Origin of the sequence: Allosalinactinospora lopnorensis, from assembly GCF_000981225.1 — a bacterium.
GTDB lineage: Bacteria > Actinomycetota > Actinomycetes > Streptosporangiales > Streptosporangiaceae > Allosalinactinospora > Allosalinactinospora lopnorensis.
In genome coordinates this window covers 1-16,248 of the sequence record NZ_LAJC01000094.1, presented here as the reverse complement: position 1 = coordinate 16,248, position 16,248 = coordinate 1, and the positions used below count along the sequence as shown (strand labels likewise).

At 69.0% G+C, this 16,248-nt stretch carries 12 protein-coding genes and 1 pseudogene; 3 read left to right on the top strand and 10 right to left on the bottom strand.

The window, feature by feature from the left end; genetic code table 11:
- Nucleotides 1-411 (bottom strand): hypothetical protein (locus VS93_RS23765; RefSeq protein WP_046472095.1); only part of this gene is annotated, 411 nt, incomplete at its 3' end.
- A 688-nt stretch (nt 412-1,099) separates the two neighbouring features.
- Here VS93_RS23765 and VS93_RS28665 point away from each other — a divergent pair.
- On the top strand, nt 1,100-2,248 hold the full coding sequence (locus VS93_RS28665; RefSeq protein ID WP_338022788.1) for a serine/threonine-protein kinase: 1,149 nt from the start codon (nt 1,100-1,102) through the stop codon (nt 2,246-2,248).
- Here the strand turns inward: VS93_RS28665 and VS93_RS23755 are convergent.
- A complete protein-coding gene (locus VS93_RS23755; RefSeq protein WP_162231710.1) occupies nt 2,233-2,634 on the bottom strand; it encodes a hypothetical protein in 402 nt (133 codons plus the stop codon). The two genes, VS93_RS28665 and VS93_RS23755, sit on opposite strands and share 16 nt — an antisense overlap.
- 453 nt (nt 2,635-3,087) lie before the next feature.
- Nucleotides 3,088-3,846, bottom strand: coding sequence for a hypothetical protein (locus tag VS93_RS23750; RefSeq protein WP_046472093.1), 759 nt, complete (start codon nt 3,844-3,846; stop codon nt 3,088-3,090).
- Nucleotides 3,847-3,976: 130 nt separating this feature from the next.
- Between VS93_RS23750 and VS93_RS23745 the strand changes: the two genes are divergently transcribed.
- Nucleotides 3,977-4,465 (top strand): GNAT family N-acetyltransferase, encoded by a 489-nt coding sequence (locus VS93_RS23745; protein ID WP_046472092.1) that lies wholly within the window; start codon nt 3,977-3,979, stop codon nt 4,463-4,465.
- Between the two features lie 37 nt (nt 4,466-4,502).
- On the top strand, nt 4,503-5,396 hold the full coding sequence (locus VS93_RS23740; RefSeq protein ID WP_046472096.1) for an amidohydrolase family protein: 894 nt from the start codon (nt 4,503-4,505) through the stop codon (nt 5,394-5,396).
- Nucleotides 5,397-5,741: 345 nt separating this feature from the next.
- Here VS93_RS23740 and VS93_RS29505 read toward each other — a convergent pair whose 3' ends face one another.
- From VS93_RS29505 to VS93_RS29885, 7 genes and pseudogenes are all read right to left on the bottom strand, one after another.
- Nucleotides 5,742-6,497 carry a hypothetical protein gene (locus VS93_RS29505; RefSeq protein ID WP_156184993.1) on the bottom strand — a complete coding sequence of 252 codons (756 nt, stop codon included), beginning with the start codon at nt 6,495-6,497 and terminating at the stop codon, nt 5,742-5,744.
- 40 nt (nt 6,498-6,537) lie between these two features.
- The gene (locus VS93_RS23730) at nt 6,538-7,590 is read right to left on the bottom strand and encodes a C40 family peptidase (RefSeq protein WP_082127152.1); all 1,053 of its coding nucleotides are present in this window, start codon (nt 7,588-7,590) and stop codon (nt 6,538-6,540) included.
- Nucleotides 7,591-7,885: 295 nt separating this feature from the next.
- The gene (locus VS93_RS23725) at nt 7,886-8,536 is read right to left on the bottom strand and encodes a hypothetical protein (protein WP_046472090.1); all 651 of its coding nucleotides are present in this window, start codon (nt 8,534-8,536) and stop codon (nt 7,886-7,888) included.
- 253 nt (nt 8,537-8,789) lie between these two features.
- Complete coding sequence (locus VS93_RS28660; protein WP_394298848.1) at nt 8,790-11,213, bottom strand: type IV secretion system protein; 2,424 nt, start codon at nt 11,211-11,213, stop codon at nt 8,790-8,792.
- A 110-nt stretch (nt 11,214-11,323) separates the two neighbouring features.
- Entirely contained in the window at nt 11,324-13,831 is a 2,508-nt protein-coding gene (locus VS93_RS23720; RefSeq protein ID WP_046472089.1) for an ATP-binding protein, read from the bottom strand.
- 233 nt (nt 13,832-14,064) lie between these two features.
- A complete protein-coding gene (locus tag VS93_RS27325; protein ID WP_156184992.1) occupies nt 14,065-14,412 on the bottom strand; it encodes a hypothetical protein in 348 nt (115 codons plus the stop codon).
- Nucleotides 14,403-16,248 (bottom strand): annotated as a pseudogene (locus VS93_RS29885) (hypothetical protein); the annotation flags it as partial. The pseudogene VS93_RS29885 and the gene VS93_RS27325, both read right to left, overlap by 10 nt.

Genomic DNA, 16,248 nt, shown 5'->3' with positions numbered 1-16,248 from the left:
GAAGTCGGGCAGCGCCGGGCCGTCCACCGCGGCGAGAGGCGCCCCGTACGGCGCCCCGCCGCCCAGATAGGCACTCACCGCGACCGAGCCCGCGAGGTAGTACCGCGCGAAGCGGTGCAGTGCCCCGGCCCGCTCCTCGGCCGAGCCCGCCTCGCGGGCCTTCATGCCCGCGTGCTCGTGGACGTGCCCCGGCAGCCGGTAGCGCAGGCCCGAGACCGGCCGGACCAGCCCGAGGTCCGCCAGTTCCCGCATCCGCTTCGCCGCCGTGCGGGCGTCGCTCTCCAGCAGTGCGGCCACCGCCCAGACATCGAGCTCGGGGCCGGGATGCACCCCCGCGCCCCGGTAGATCCGCGCCCCTTCTCCACTCAGCTTCCGGTAGTCCGTGTCAAGGAGCGCCTGCAGTGACGGCATCCCAGTCCTCTCCCGCTCAAACGCCCGCGAGCCGCCTAGTTCGTTGATCTCTGCTACCAGCGCGGCGTGCTGCGCTCGGCAGGGTCCGCCTCCGGTCGGGTCCCCCGGCGCGAGCGCGCTCCTCCCGAACCGGGCGTCCCGCGGACCACGACGAGGCGCGGCCCGCGCGGGTCCTCCGCCGCCCCTGCCTCGGGGACGCCATCCCGAAACCGTTCCCGCGCCTCTTCGGCCGAGGAACCTCGGCGGGGAAGGGGCGGCTGGCGGGGATACCGATCGCGGGGAGTCGTGGGGCTCGCTCACGAAAGGCCATCCTGGCCGAAACGCATGGGTGGCGCCAGAGCCGCGAACCGCCGGCTGTGCGGGCGTTTCCGCCCGCAGCCAGGGACGCGACATCCGCGCAGCGCACACCATCACGTCCGTGTCCGCCCCGCTCCGCCTTTCCGGTGGGTTCCAGGCGCCGCGGCCACCGCGGCCCGGGTGGGGCGGCCGGGGGAGCATCCGGTGCGTCCCTCCAGCGCGGCGCGGCCGCACGCTCGTCAACCGGTGCGGGGCTCCCATAGACTCCTGGCCACAGAACATCCGGAACACAGTCTTGGGGCGGCTCCGTGGTCACAGCTTCCCGGTGGCGCGCCGACCGTACGGCCCGGTCGAGCGCCGGCCCGCACCACACACCGCACGGGGAACCCCAGTGAAAGCCCGGGGCAAGCGCCGGCTGGCGCGGCTGCTTCCCGATGATCCGCGTTCCGTCGGCGGTTACTCCCTTGTGGGACGGATCGGTACGGGCGGCATGGGGACCGTCTACGCCGCCGCGAGCAGCACGGGCAGCGGGTACCTGGCGATCAAGATGATCCACCCCGGCCACGCCGCGGATCCCCGGTTCCGCAGCCGCTTCGCGCACGAGGCGCGGCTGCTGGCGCGCGTCAACAGCCCGTGCGTGGCCCGGTTCATCCGGGCGGACGTCGAGGCGGAGATCCCGTGGCTGGTCACCGAATACGTACCCGGCCCGACCGTGCGGCGCCACGTCGAGCGGCACGGCCCGTTACGCGGTGGAATGCTGTCGGCCCTGGCGGTCGGCGCGGCGGAGGCCCTCCACGGGATCCACGACGCGGGGATCGTGCACCGCGATCTCAAACCGAGCAACGTCATCATGGCACCGACCGGACCGAAGATCCTGGACTTCGGCATCGCGCACCAGGCGACCGCCGAGGACGCGACCCGCTGGATCCGGGTACGCCGGCTCCGCCGCCGGCTGCGGGCGATGCGCATCCCCTCCTCGCCCGCCCTGGCCGAACCGGACGGGGAGTCCGACGCTCCCCGCGACCGCCTGGGCACACCCGGTGGATCAGCCCGGAACAGTATCGCGGCCACCCCGTCACCGGCCGCTCCGACATCTTCCTCTGGGGCGCGCTGGTCGCGTTCGCGGCGGCCGCGCACGACCCGTTCGGCCACGGCCACCCCAAGGAGCTGGCCCGTCGCGTCCTGCACGAGGACCCCGACCTCGACCGCCTTCCCTCCGGCCTCGAAGCGCTGGTGGTCGCCGCGATGGCGAAGGATCCCGCGGAACGTCCGGACTCCACCGAACTCCTGCACCGCGCGCTCACCCTCGTCGGCGGTGAGAACGGGGAGGTCGACGCCGACCGGCCAGCCGCCGTCCAGCGTGTACTGGATCGCGACTGGAACAGCGTGGCGATCCGGCAGCCCCTGCCGCCGCGGAAACACCGCTGGTTCCGCAGCATCTGAGCCGGCTCCGAACAGCGGCGCGGGGACGGGCGGCGCCCGTCCCCGCGCCAGGGTACCGGTGGTGGCGGGATCCCGCCACCGTCACGTCGGCCTGTAGTACTGGCGGGACGCCGACACCAGCAGCAGCACCAGGATCGCGAGCGTGTAGAGCAGCGGCAGGATCGCCGCCAGGCCGCCGAACACCGTGTTGGCCAGTGTCAGGAGCAGCATCAGTACCTGGAAGACGAGCACCGTCCAGAAGAGGCCGGGCGACCGCCTCCCCATCAGGCCGGCGAGGACCAGGGAGATGATGCCGTACCCGCCGACGAAGAGAGCGGCCGTACCGAAGACCCACGGCAGGTCCTCCACAGGGAACCCCTGAACGGTCGCGCCCTCCCCCATCCCCTCCAGGGCTTCGGGGAACGTCGCGACGGAAGCGAAGAGCAGCGCGAGCAGGAGCCCGAACGCGCCGCCGACGAACATCAGCACGCGGGCGCCGATCACCGTTCCGGGCTGCTTCGGCCTCTCCGGCGCCATCGGCGGGAAATCCCGCCCGTAAGGCGGGTACCCCTGCGACGGCTGACCGTAGGACTGCCCGGGCGGCCACTGCTCGGGATATTCGGATTGGCCGGGCTGGCCGGGAGGCGGCCCCGGCGGAGGCGGCTGCCAGGGCGGCCCCGGCTGGCCGGTCTGGTCCGGCTGCCCAGGAGGCGGCTCCTGCGAAGGCTGGCCGGGCCGGTCGTATGGTCGGTCGGGCGGTTCTTGACCGGGCTGCGGATACACGAGAGAACCTCCGTCTATTCACTTCTTCGGGCACCCCGGACCCGGACGCGCCACGAATCGAGCGGCGCTTCCCGCCGTCCTGCCCTTTTCTCCCAGGAGGCGGGCAGCCGCGGCCTTCAAGGCCGTATCGCCGTTTCTCCAGGTGCGCGGTGAGCCGTATGTCCCCCGTTCTCCTCATTCCCGCTTCCCAGCCCTGCAGCACGGAAAACGCGCGCACCACTCGGCGAACGGCGGGGCCCCGGCCCCCGATTCCCGAAGCGGTGCGACCCTCACCCCGTGGCATGAACCAGGTGGGGGCGCATCGTCCCTCCTGCTCCCTCCCCTACACGGCCGGCTGGTGTGGTGCCGCTCCGCGTCTCCCCGAACAGCGCCGGGCACCACCAGCCGCCTGCGCACGGCGGAGTCGAGCATGCGGGCGAACGTCCGGCCGTCCGTACACCGCGCCATGTCGGACAGAGTCCTACGCACCCCCGTGAGCAGGAACGGCGGGCGCCACACCAACTCCGCCTCGGCCACCGGGGCGGCATGGAGCCGTACGCCCTCCGGTACGGCCCCCTCGCGCGGACGCGGCACGCAGCGGGCCAGCACGCCCACGTGCACGGCGCCGCCGTTCCACGGCGGAACCCCGTCCAGCCGCCACAACCGCGCCGCCGTCTCGCGGCACGCGAACACACCGGGCTCCATGGCGAGCATGGCCGACATGACGGCCCGCCGCGGTGTCCACGCCGCACCGCCGAACTCCGCGACCCGGTACACACCGCAGTGCCGGGTGAGCGCCCACACCCCTTCGCGCAGGCGTCCGGCGACAGCGTCGGCCCCCAAACCGGACCGCCGCGCCTGCGCATCGCTGACCAGCCCGAACTGGTACGCGGCAAAAAGGGCGACAGCCTCGTCACCGCTACAGGGCAGCCGGGTCTCAGGAGTGTGGAACACACCGGCCAGCCTCGCTCCGCCGGCCTCCGGTCCGCACCCCCGGCCGGCCCGCCTGTGGACATCCGGGGCGGCCCGGGAGGAGCCGGAGAATTCGTTTGCGGTCCTCCACAACAGGCCGCATGCTTCCCCCATGCTGATCAGAGACGCCGACCTTGCGGACTGGCCCGCCATCTGGCCCTTCCTGCGCCGTATCGTCGCCGCCGGTGAGACCTACACCTGGGACCGCGCCGTCAGCGAGGACCGGGCCCGCGCCCTGTGGTTCAAGGAACCCCCGGGACGCACGTTCGTGGCCGTCGACCCCGACGGAACCGTCCTCGGCTCGGCCAACATGGGGCGAAACCACTCGGGACCCGGATCGCACATCGCCACCGCGAGCTTCATGGTCGCTCCCGAGCACGCCGGGCGCGGAGTGGGGCGGGCGCTGGGGGAGCACGTGCTGGACGCCGCCCGCGCCGGCGGCTATCGCGCGATGCAGTTCAACGCCGTCGTTGAGACCAACACCTCGGCCGTCGGCCTGTGGCGCTCGCTCGGTTTCGAGGTGGTCGGCACCCTGCCGGAGGGCTTCCAACACCCGGTCAAGGGCTATGTCGGCCTGCACATCATGCACCGCCGCCTCTGAGGGGGACCTGCGGCGATCACCTTCTAGAGTGGCCGGCGTGACAGGTCTTCCCGAAAGCTCAGCGCACGGTGACGAGATCGCGGGCGTCCGCGAGGTGTGGCGGGAGCTCGGCCTGCCCGGGATGATCGACGTCCACACCCACTTCATGCCGGACAACGTCATGCGCAAGGTCTGGGCCTACTTCGACGGGCTCGGCGAGGGCGTATGGCCGATCACCTACCGCGGCAGCGAGGCCGAACGGGTGGAGCTGCTGCGCGCCTTCGGGGTGCTGCGCTTCACCTCCCTGGCCTACCCGCACCGGCCGGGCATGGCGGAGTGGCTGAACTCCTGGGCCGCCGACTTCGCCGACCGCCACCCCGACTGCCTGCGAAGCGCCACGTTCCACCCCGAGGCGGCCGCCGCGGACTACGTGGCGAAGGCGATCGGCTCGGGCGCACGGGTGTTCAAGGCCCACCTGCAGGTGGGCGGGTACGACCCGTGCGACCCGCTGCTCACCGGCGTGTGGGGCGCGCTGGCCGACTCGGGAACGCCCGTGGTCGTGCACTGCGGTTCGGGGCCGCAGCACGGCGAGTTCACCGGCCCGGAACCGTTCGCCGCCGTGCTGCGGGAGCACCCCGCCCTCACCGCGGTCATCGCGCACGCGGGCGCCCCGGAGTACACCGAGTTCCTGGACCTCGCCGAACGCTACGAGCGGGTGCACCTGGACACCACGATGGTGTTCACCCGCTTCACCGAACAATGGGCCCCGTTCCCCACCGCTGACCTGCCCCGCCTCGAAGAGCTGCGGGAGCGGATCCTGCTGGGCACCGACTTCCCGAACATCCCCTACCCTTACCGCGAACAGCTCCAAGCGCTGGCCGACCTCGACTTGGACGCGGACTGGCTGCGCGCCGTACTGCACGGCAACGCGGCCCGGCTGTTCGGGGTGTGAGTGCCGCTTTCGTGCCGCAACGCGGTGTGGCGGCTTTGTTGAGCGTCCCCGCCGTCGATGACCGCAACTGGTTTCGACCTGCCATCGCGAAGCAGCCCCCTCCCTGAACGCTGAGGCCTGACTCTTAGCACTGGGCAGGAAGCATTCGACTGGACAGAACACCGGAAAACCGGGTCGCGCAGATTAGGTTCTTCCGCTGACCACAGATATCGAAACGCCGGACGCCCGTTTCGTGAACTGCCGGATCAGCGTCGTCAGAGCGGGGCTTCGGGGCCCCAGGAGAAGGCGCTGATCTTCCTCTCCGAACCCCCTCACACCCAGGACGGCCAAACCCAGGGGGAGCGATCAGTTAATCCAATTATTGAGCCGCCAGTCTATGTCTTCGTCCACGGAGTAGACGACCTCATCGAAATGATCGGGGTCGATGTTTTCCACACCACCATCCACACCGCCTCCACTCATACGCATTTCATAAATACTGCTGTTGGTCTTGACGAGCAGGACGTAGAGAACACTGTCAGGATCATCACCCGAAAGTCCGTTCATATAGTACGCATCGTCGCCGACTTCGCCGGTCTGGGTCTCCACACCAACTTCAGAGAAGTAGCCGTCCAGTCTCTCTTTTCTGGACTTAAAATCATCATCAGCGATACTCTCTTTAGAGTCACCCCCCGAAGCGTCAGCGATCGCCCGGTAAGATAGATTGAAGTCCCACGTCACACGCTCCGATTCCGGTTTGCTGCGACTTTCGATCTCCCAACGGCAATCATCAGTCACGGTGCGGACTTCGGTCGACGATTCGTCCTCAACGGTGTCGTTCGGCTCCCCCGAGTCCTTTCGTTCAATCAGATACCCCCCCTCCAAAGAGGAATGCATCTGCCTGCACAAGTCCAATTGCCCGGGGGGGAGCGACTCCCTCGGCTCTGCACCCGCTTGCCCGCCCGATCCGGAAAGCAGTGACGAGAAAAATGTCTTCGCGACGCCGACAGCCGCCCCTACGACCAAGAGGGCTGCTGCTGTCCCCGCAACAAAAATAACGAGGCAAGCACGCCATCCCTGTAGCCCTTCTTTCTTCGGTGCCACAGATTCTCGTTCAGGCATATCGGATCCTCGAGTTCAGGAAGTGGTGTTCGGATCGGCGTCATAGCCTCCCCTGAGCCTCCAACTGCTCCTTTACGTCGGGATGCTCCAGGGGGCGGGTGAAACCGACGATGTCGGCTCGGCTCGGGTCGTCGTACTCGCGGGTGGCGATCGGTCCGCAGTTGGTGCACCACGCTTCGACCATCAGACCGTCGCCGATCACCATGCCCATGTGCCCGGGTCCTGAGGGTTCACCACTTCGTTGCACATCGAAGAACACAAGATCACCGGGCTGTTCCTCGCCCTGCGGCACTTTCGGACCGAATTCCCACTGAGCCTGGGATACACGGGGGACAGTGACACCGATGCTCTCGTAGGCCTTCATCGTCAGACCGGAGCAGTCGAAGCCGTTCGGCCCCGTCCCGCCCCAGACATAGGGCTTTCCCCGCTGGCCCATCGCCCAGTCGACCACCGCCTGTGTCAGATCGTCGGGGGCCTGGGCGATCGGTTCGCCTTCTTCGTTCAGCTCGCAGTTGACCGCGGTCTCGACCGAAGAGCTGGTGTCGAAGTCGCCGTCGGCGTACCGATCCGCCCACTCCATGACGTCGTCCACGTACCACCAGGCGTGGTTGTAACCGTAGATCGCTTGGCGCATATCGTCCTCGGCGCCGTGATTGAGCAGGTAATCGGCGGCCGCGGGGATGGCATCGGCCGGATCGTAGACGTTGACGACCCCGTCATCATCGCCGTCCTGGCCGTACCCGTCCTCCGGGCGGTCCTCGACGTTCATGATGGGCTCGCCGCCCCAGCTGTTCCCCGCTGCGGAACCGTCCAAGGCGCCGAACTGCATCGGCCCTGCCGCCCCCCAGTCGTTGTGGCCCTCGGTGATGCCTGGCCCGTCCCAGCGGCCGTGCTTGCTCTCCACCTGGCCGACGCCCGCGAGGATGTTCCACGGGATCCCCTTGTCCTCACCCGTCTCCTTGTAGAGCTCCAGGTAGTTCTCGGGGACGGAGTCCTCGGCGTAGCTGCTGCTCTCGGCTTGTTCCAAGTCTTCGCCAGAGGTGCATCGGAGGCCTCCGGCAATATTCATAGCCCCTGGGTTCAGGGCTGCCATAGGGATAACGATGATGGCAAGTACGACCACCCCGGCTATGAAGAGGCCGACGGCGATGGCGAGACGAGTAGCACAGGAGCCTCATCGGAGGGGGTAGGGGTGATGAAGAGGGAGATCATTCAGTCACCTGCCGGAGTGGTGGTCGTGGAGCCCCGTAGGCCAGGGTCGCTGAAGGCATTCCAACAAGTTCGAGACGCTGACACCGCTTGCCTGCTCAAAGGTCCTACCGGTGGGGTAGGGGCTCAAGTGACGCCATCCGACGGGTCGTGGAGGCCCAATACAGATGGGGGAGTCATCAGCCTTCACCCAGGTTGCCGGCGTCAGCGGGTTGGAAATCGTAGACCTGCCATTCGCCTCCCTCCTTCAGCATTGTTACGGCGAAGTCCCCGAGGTCTTCGGTGGTCCCCTCAGCCCCCTGGGTAATCGACTGGGTCTCGACGACGAAAACGATCGACTCCTTGTCGAAACTGCGGATGGACTTCACGTTGGCGCGGCCCTCGGCGACGGCTTCGTCCTCCGCCCTCTCCTGCCAGAAGGCACCGGCACCGGAGCTCTCCTCAAGGGTCTCGGCGTACTCCTCCGTCGCGAGGTCCTCCAGCGGCTTGTAGTACTCCTCGGGGGATTCCGAGTAGTCGATGGTGCCGTAGGCCTCGGCGAAGCCCTGGGCCGTTGCCGCTGCGGCCTTGAGTTCGTCCTCACCGAACGGAAGCCAGTCGAGGACCTGCATGTCCTCCGTCGCCGTAGTCGGGATCGGACTGGGCGGAGTCGTAGCGGGTCCCCCGGTGTCCTGCTCGCCGCTGTCCGCGGAATCCTGCCCCTGCTCGGCTTGCTCGTCGCTTCCACCGCCGAACCCGCCCACACTCAGGTATATGCCGAAGGCGACGAGTACGGCGACGAGAGCGCCGAAGACGAGACGCTGCGCACCTTCAGAGAGAGTCCTTGGCATGGCTGGGTCCTAGTTGGGGCGACCGGCAGGGCGATGATGAGGCGGTGTCCGTCCTCGCTCCATGGAGGAAGGGATGAGCACCGGTGGACTGTGGCCACGGTAGAGCGCACACCGTCCGGGCCGCCACCGCCAATGCGACGGCGCTCCCCGGCCCGAGGTATTCCACCCAGCCATGTGTTTGCCTCGCGGCCTGCGGTATCACGCTGAAAAACACTCACCGCCGAACGTATCCCCGTGAAGAACCGAACCGGCATCAATCCTCATCCCTCAGCCAGAAGGGGACGTCGCGGCGGCTGTCGCGCCGGCGCTGGGCTTCGGCACCGGCCCAGAAAGGACTGGTCGGGGTGTCCTTGTTGGACTTGGCGGAGGAGCCGGTGATCCAGTTTCCTCCCTCACCGCGATTCGGCGGTGCGGCCGGGCGCGACGGCCTCGGCGGGGGTGCGGGTTTTTGCTGCTTGGGCCGGGGACCGCCCCAGCGGGAACCCGCCGCGCCGATGTTCCCCTGCGGCGGCGTCGCCGTACGCCCCCTGAAGATTCCCTGGCCACTGCTGGGAGCCGCTCGGTCCGCCGCACCACTGGCAGGGCCGCTGGTACCGCCGCCTCCGGACGGAGGACGCTGGCCGCTGCCGGCGGATCCGGTGCCGAAGATCGAGGCCCATCCGGTGTCCCCGGTACCCGTGTACCCGCCTGCCGGACGTGGCGGAATGGAACCGCTGCCGCGCCCGCCGGAAGACGCCGAGGGAGTGCCCAGTCCCCCCGAAGCCGCTTCGCTGAGCCGCGGCGCTTCCGAAGCACTGCGCTGCGTGGATGTGCCCTGCTGCGGACGGGCGGAGTCGCCCTTGGCGCCACCCTGTCCCAGATGCAGGGGCGGCGGACCCGACTGGCCACGAACACGCCCGTAGCCCGCGGTACCGCGGGCACGCCCATTGTCCTCGCGGGTCGGAGAGCCGTCGGGCTCACCACTGTCGGGTGCGCCCGGAGCCGCACCCCGCGCCGCGTCCACAGCATCTCCCGACCCGGTGCCGCCACCCGCCGGTATGGCCCCGGCCGCGGCCGCCAGCTGCGGCGATCGCTTGAGACCCCACTTCTGCGCCCGCATATAGGCGACGGGAGGCAACACGTTCGCGCTTCTGCTCAGAGCTCGGCTCTGCACCGCATCACTCACCATACGAGAAGTGAAGGTATTCGCGTTGACCGAGGAGAAAAGATGCGCGAACGGCTTACGATAGATGAACAATGCGAGAGTGAAGAGCGCCAGCAGGATCATTTGCAGGCCCCACCCGAGGTTAGTGGCCATGACTAGTCCATAACACATCACCAAAAGCGAAATCAGTAGGATGATGAAGACCTGCTTCAACAGCAGACCGAGCATCATCTCAAACCACCGCAAGAGGACCGTACGCCCATACCCCGGATGGACGCCAATAAGTAGAAATATCGGAGCCAGCAGCAAGAGCAGCAGGAACCCGATTTTGAGCACTATCAACGCGACCGATCCCGCCAGAATCAATCCTCCAGCGAAGACCGAAGCGAACAGAGCCAATGTTGCTACACTGAGCCTGCTCCCCTGCTGGTTTCCCTCGAAAACCGGATATACTTCCGGATAGTCCGCCTGGACACTGGAAGCGATGCCTTCGTACTGCTCCTGCTTCTGCTCTGTAAGCTCCACAGGATCCACTTCGCCGTTTTGGATCTGGTCTTGTTCGGTTCGACTGATCCCTTGAGACTGAAGGAGTGCAACTCCGTGCTCTTCAGACGCCGCGTCAGCGGCAGGCCCATTACCGAAATTGCCAGCCATCCAGGGCTGACACACTAGTCCTGACCAGAGCATGTGCGAATTCTGCCTGACCGCAAACTCACTTCCACTCTCCCAGTCCGCCTGTTCGACCGCCGGAGCCCCAGGTGGACATTCGGTCGAAGGGCCATCGGCAGACACCCTGGAAACTGCGGTGTTGACCAGCTGACCGCCTGAATTAACGATGTTACCCGCCAGAGAGAGTATTTGCCCTGGATTGACCAGAATCCAGATACCAAGTGCCGTGGCGATCACCATCCAAATCGCACTCTCAAGGGTCAGCGTGACACGCTTACGGATAAGTCCGTACCAGCCAAGCCAAACCGCACCGAGAATAATAACCGTCGGGAGAAGGGGACGCCACACCCCTTCACGCAATTCGGATACAACGTTCTCGATCAGGCTATTAAAGTTATTCAGCAGCCTGTCCGAAGCAGCGGCCTCATAGACCGTTATAGTCGACTGGTTGATCGTTTTCGACAAATCCCATGCGCTGGTATTCAGCGTGGCGATCGCGCTTGAACCAAGTTTGTCCACGCAGGAGTCGCGGATCGTGTGCCACTGCTGGCCGGCTGTCCCGTATTCACCGTAGAGACTTGAATCAGGCGGGAGTCCATCGGTTCCCTCAGCGAGGGATGGGCGCGAGTCCGGGGGTCTGAGCAACCCGTCGGCGCCGCTTCCCGCAGCCTCCGGCTGGGGTGCGGGCTCTCCTTCGCACCCGGGTTGGGCTTGGGCGGAGCCCGTCGGCACCAGCAGGAAGACCAGCATGAGCAGGGCCATCATGGCGAAGCGGCGCAGGCCCGATGGGCGGCCATCGGGGTGCTTCGCCCGTCTCTCCCCTCGGGTCTTTGACCGTTCTCCTAGGCTGTCCGCGGCCGACACGCCACCCGGCACCTCCCGGCCGCGGAGGCCCGCGGTCTGCCGCTCGGCTTCCCCTTGCCGCCTCTGCCACAGGCCCTTCCAGCTCAGGCCATGGCCCCATCGGCCCATTCTCACCGCTCCTGCCCTGTGTCCCCGGTACCTATCAGAGCGCTGCCGGCACTGCCCGCGCCGCCGTCATCGTCGGGTCGCTGTCGTGTGGGGTTGGTGTCGAGCCAGTGGAGTAGCTCCTCCGACACCAGGTCGACGGCGATGCGTCCGGCGCGGCCGTCGAGGTCGCGGTAGATGCATTCGCCGTTGCCGAGGTTGCGCAGCATGGCCATGTGGTCTTCGGAGGGTTCCACACCGAGGAGGGCCATGACGCTCTCCACCTCCACCCGTTCACTGGAGCGGAAGGCGAAGACGCTCGACAGACAGTTCGTGACCTGCTCGTTCAGCAGGTCGCCGGCGTTCTGGCTGACCAGGATCAGCGCGGTGTTGCGGGAGCGGCCCATCCTGGACACCTCGGGGACGAGTTTGGCGCCTTCGGGGGTTGAGGTCACCGCCCACGCCTCGTCCAGGAAGATGGCTTTGGGCAGCCGGCGGTCGAGCCCGTTCATCAGTCTTCGGGCGAACTGGCTGACCAGGTACAGCAGGGCGACACTGAGCCGCTGCTCGTAGGAGTAGTCGTCGCGCTGGATGGCGGAGTCGGGCAGGGTGAGGCCGCCGAGGGTGAAGACCGTGGTCCACCCTTCGGTGTCGATCTGCGTCTCTCCCTGCGGGTCGAAGCACAGGCTGGCCAGCCGCATCTCCGACATCGACCGCAGAACGGCGCCCAGGTTGCGGGAGGCGGCGTCGTCCGAGCCTTCCAGGTAGTCGACGACCTTGGCGAGGCTCGGCCGCGGCTGGTTGGCCACGGCGGCGACGGCCTGGATCATGGCGGACTCGCGCTCCTCGCTCATGCGGGGGAGCAGCAGCCGCAGCGTCTCGGTGGCCATGGTCTTCTTCGCCGGGAGGTCGTCGCCGAACCCGAACGGGTCGAGCAGCCCCGGCTCGGCGGAGCCCAGCGACATGATGCGCGCCTTGCGTCCGCGGTTCTGCAGTAACCGGATCAGGGATTCGGCGTCGCCTTTGGGGTCGATGGCCGCGACGGTCACCCCGCGCAGCGCCAACTGGTGGATCAGCAGCAGGGCGAGGGTGGTCTTTCCGCCGCCCGGTTCGCCGGTGATGGCGATGGCGGTAGGCCGGTTGCGCGCCGCGGCCACCATGGGGTCGAAGTGCACGATGTTGCGGGCGCGGCCCAGGGTCTCGCCGATGTAGGGGCCGGTCCAGCCACCGCCCCCGGTGCCGGTGTCGCGGCGGTCTCCCACCTCCACGGTGGCGGTGGGCATACCACCGGCGATGGTGCGCAGCGGCTGGCGCTGGGCGTAGGCGCGCAGCCGGATGCGGTCGCCGGGCAGCGACTCGGAGAAGAGGGCGAACTGGTCGCCGGTGGAGTTCACCACGTCGATGCCGATGTCGCGGTAGTGCTCGACGACCGCCTCCACCCGCTGCACCAGCAGGTCCTCGGTGGGGGCCGACACCATCAGCCGGTGCCAGCCGTAGACGAACGGGAGGCGTTCCTTGGTGATGCCGTGCTCCAGCATCCGCGCGGCGTCGATCTGCTCGGCGAGCGCGATGGGCGCCTCGACTCCGGCCTCGCGGATGTGGGCGTCCATGTCGCGGGCATGGGCGAGCTTGCGGCCGACGTCCTTGCTGGCCTTGGCGGGCGGGACGAGCTTCATCCGCAGTGACGCCTCGACCGGGAACGGCAGTCCATCGGCGTAGTGCAGCCACGGTTCGCCGTCGGGGAACGGCATGAGATCGGGGAAGCGGGAGAACGACAGGTAGGCGACGTAGGTGGCTCCAAGGGGCTGCGCCAGGCACAGCATCGAGCGCCCGTTGTGGACGACCCCCTCGACCAACTGCTCGATCTCTCCCCTGCCCCAGGTGCGGCGACCGACGGCCGAGGGGCGCGGGTCCTCGACCGTGCCGGTGACGGCGTGCCGGATCAGCCAGGCGACCTCGGTGGAGGAGGCGTGCCGGGCGTGCAGGGAGCTGGCGGCGAGTGCACGGCCGAGGCGTTCGGCCTGCTCGGTCCAGCGGGCGATCTCCTTGTCGTCGATCGCGTCGTCCTCCATGCCGAGCGCCTGCTCCGTGCGCTGGTAGGCGGTGAAGAACTGGGAGAACAGCCCCTGCGTGAGCTGACTGCCGACGCCGCCCCGCTGGCCGAGGCGGACGCCGAGGTAGACCTCCTTGGTCCAGAAGTCCTTGGCCCAGACGTGCCGGTACATCTCGTCGAGGTAGTCGAACCAGCCGGGGCCGGAGTCGGAGGTGTCGTCGAGGGCGGTGGCCCAGTCGGCGGCCGGGTAGGTGCGGTGGGCGATGCGGAGGTGGACCTCGGCGTCGTTCATCCGGATGGCCGCGAGGGCGATGGTGATGTTGGTGGCGAGGGCTTCGCGCTCCTCGGGGGTGGTGAACTCATAAGACACCGTTGGCAGCCGGAAGTAGGCCCAGGCCTCGGAATCGCTGAGCAGGATGCGGTCGTCGAAGTAGCGGACCGCGAGGCGGCTCGCGCCCTGGGCGCCTCTAAGGCCGATCATCGGTGCCCTCCATCGTCGTCAGGTGTCGTGCTCCGGGGTGGTGTCGTGCGCGCCCTCTTCCCCGCCGCAACGCAGGCCCCGCCCCGTCCGGGGGCAAACCGCCCCACTGGAGAAGAACCGCGGGAAATTCATCGTGCCCGTGTCAAGACCCTGGTGCCAGTTCCGGGCCGGGAGCTGTGGATAACTGGGGTGGGGACGGCGCACCGGGGGTGGACGAAGGGGTGGGGTTCGGGTCACCGCTGCACCTCCCGGGAGGTGCGGGGGTCTGCGGGAGCGGTCGGGGCCCCGTTGCCCGTGGCGCTGTTGGCCGTGCTGAAGCCGTGCATCAGTACCCCCGCCAGGGCCCCGTGCGCGCGGCGGGTCGTGGAACGGAGCGCCTTCATGTCAATGGCGCCGCGGGGCACGGTCAAGTGGTCGTCCCACGGCACCCGGACGATGGCGCGGCAGCGTCCGCGGGCGACCCGTTCAGCGTCGTCCACATCTCCCAGGCTGCGTTTGCTCACCCCGTTGATCGCGACAATGGCCTTGGCCCTCAGGTGCGCGTACCCGTGCCCGTCGAGCCATTCGAATGTCATGGCCACGGCCCGCGCCGCGTCGGAACTCGCGGGGGCCACCAGCACCAGGCGTCGACGATGGGCAGGGCCCGCGCCACCCCGGTCGCCGCCGGGTCCAGCAGCGTAAACCCGTAGAACTCGCCCAGCAGGCTGGTGAGGCCCGCGTAGTCGCGGTCGTCGAGTGTCTGCACGTACGGGTCGTCCAGCGTGGTCACGACCTCCAGCCCACTGCGGGGCTGAGCGGAGGTGTATCTCCGCATCCCCATGTAGCCGCTGATCGAGTCGGCGTTGGCGAGCAGGGATGTGACGGTCTCGGGCGTCTCGGTGCGGATCCGCCGCGACAGGCCGCCCAGGCCGGGATTGACGTCCACCGCGACCACGCGCTCGTCGCGGTACGCGGCGAGCGTGTGCCCGAGCAGCAGCGTGCTGACCGACTGCCCGGCCCCGCCCGTGCAGCCCAGCACCACGACGCGGCGCGGAGCGTCGATCGGCGCGCGCAGCCGCTCGATGTCCCCGTCGGGAAGGTCGTAGTCGGGCGGGGAGGTGGTGCCCCCTTTCACAACGCGCGCCAGGCGGCGCCAGCCCCGCGTTGTACTGCCGGATCCGGGGGTGTCCTCGCTCTGCGCCCGGGTGCGCGGGTCCTCGGTGGTCTCCTTGGGACGCTCCGCGGGCCCGCCGCTGTTGGGGGTGTCCGTGAGCCGCTGCTGCTCGCCGGTCCCGTGGTCCAACTGGAGGGCCGGCTTGTCGCCGCCGGAGGCCGCCTCCGCCGAGGATGCCTCCCTCCCCTCCTTCCGGCCGTCCTCCGGATCCGCTCCGGGAACGGGCTGACCGAACAGGTGGCTCAGCCGGCGCGCGTTCTGCGCGACACGGGTGAAGACACCGTCCTCCCCCGGAGGGGTGGTCACCATCCTGGCCCGGGCCACCGGTTTCCGCTCGGGCGCGGACTGCGGCCGTTCGGCCTGCGCGGCGGCCGGGGACGCTGCCTCGGCCCCCTCGGCCTCTTCGGGGTCCTCGGGGGACGCGGTCCCCGACGGGGTCTTCGCCGACTCCGGCTCGGGCCGCTTCGCGGTGCCGGCGCCCTCCTGGGTGTCCCACTCCTCCTGCGGATTCGGCGGCACCCGCTTCCTGTGCGCGCGAGTGGCCCGCATGCTGCGGGAAAGGCGTTCGGAACGCTCCGCTCCGCCTCCGGGGCGCGCGCTGGATCCCGCCCCGGACTCCGAAACCGTTTCGCGGTCCTCCTGGCCGGGGAGATGGTCGGCGGGCCGGTCGGGGATGCCATCGGTCCGGACGGAGCCGCCGCCGACCGCTGGAGCGGCAGAGGGCTGCCGCGCACCGGCCTGTTCCACCGGCTGCGAAGCGCCGCTGGCCGGCGGGGCCGGGTCACTGGAACCGCCGGGGTCGTCCGGGGCCTTCTCCGGAGGCACGGACGGTGCGGGGGCGTCCCCGGGCTGCGCGGTGCCGGGCACCTCAACCCGCTCGGGGGCCTGATCCGCGCGCTGTTCCACCGCGGGTTCGCCGGCCTGGCCGTCCTGGCCGGGGCCGGCCGGGGACCGCTGGTCCTCGTCCGCCCGGCCCGTGCTGTCGGCGGCGCCGGGAAGCTCGGTGTCCTCTGTGGACTCCCCGCACTCGGCGCGGCGGGCGGCCCAGCGCTGGCGGGCGCGGAAGGCCGCGGCTTCGGCGGCTTCCAGGTCCGCTGCCGTGGCGCGGCGCGGCGGGCTGTGCACCGTGGAGAAGCTCGCGTGCTCGCCGGTGCCGTGGTCCAGCTCCAGCGGGGGCTTGTCCATGGTGGTGAGGGCGTGGCCGGGTGGTGTGCCGGCCCCGGCCTCCGGGGGGCGGCCGGCGGTCGCGCACCGTCGCCGGTGC

What these genes read in the sequence shown, in the direction of transcription:
- VS93_RS23745 (WP_046472092.1), top strand. Translation starts at nt 3,977, where the DNA reads ATGCTGATCAGAGACGCCGACCTTGCGGACTGGCCCGCCATCTGGCCC.
- VS93_RS29505 (WP_156184993.1), bottom strand. Translation starts at nt 6,497, where the DNA reads ATGCCTGAACGAGAATCTGTGGCACCGAAGAAAGAAGGGCTACAGGGA.
- VS93_RS23730 (WP_082127152.1), bottom strand. Translation starts at nt 7,590, where the DNA reads ATGGCAGCCCTGAACCCAGGGGCTATGAATATTGCCGGAGGCCTCCGA.
- VS93_RS23725 (WP_046472090.1), bottom strand. Translation starts at nt 8,536, where the DNA reads ATGCCAAGGACTCTCTCTGAAGGTGCGCAGCGTCTCGTCTTCGGCGCT.
- VS93_RS23720 (WP_046472089.1), bottom strand. Translation starts at nt 13,831, where the DNA reads ATGATCGGCCTTAGAGGCGCCCAGGGCGCGAGCCGCCTCGCGGTCCGC.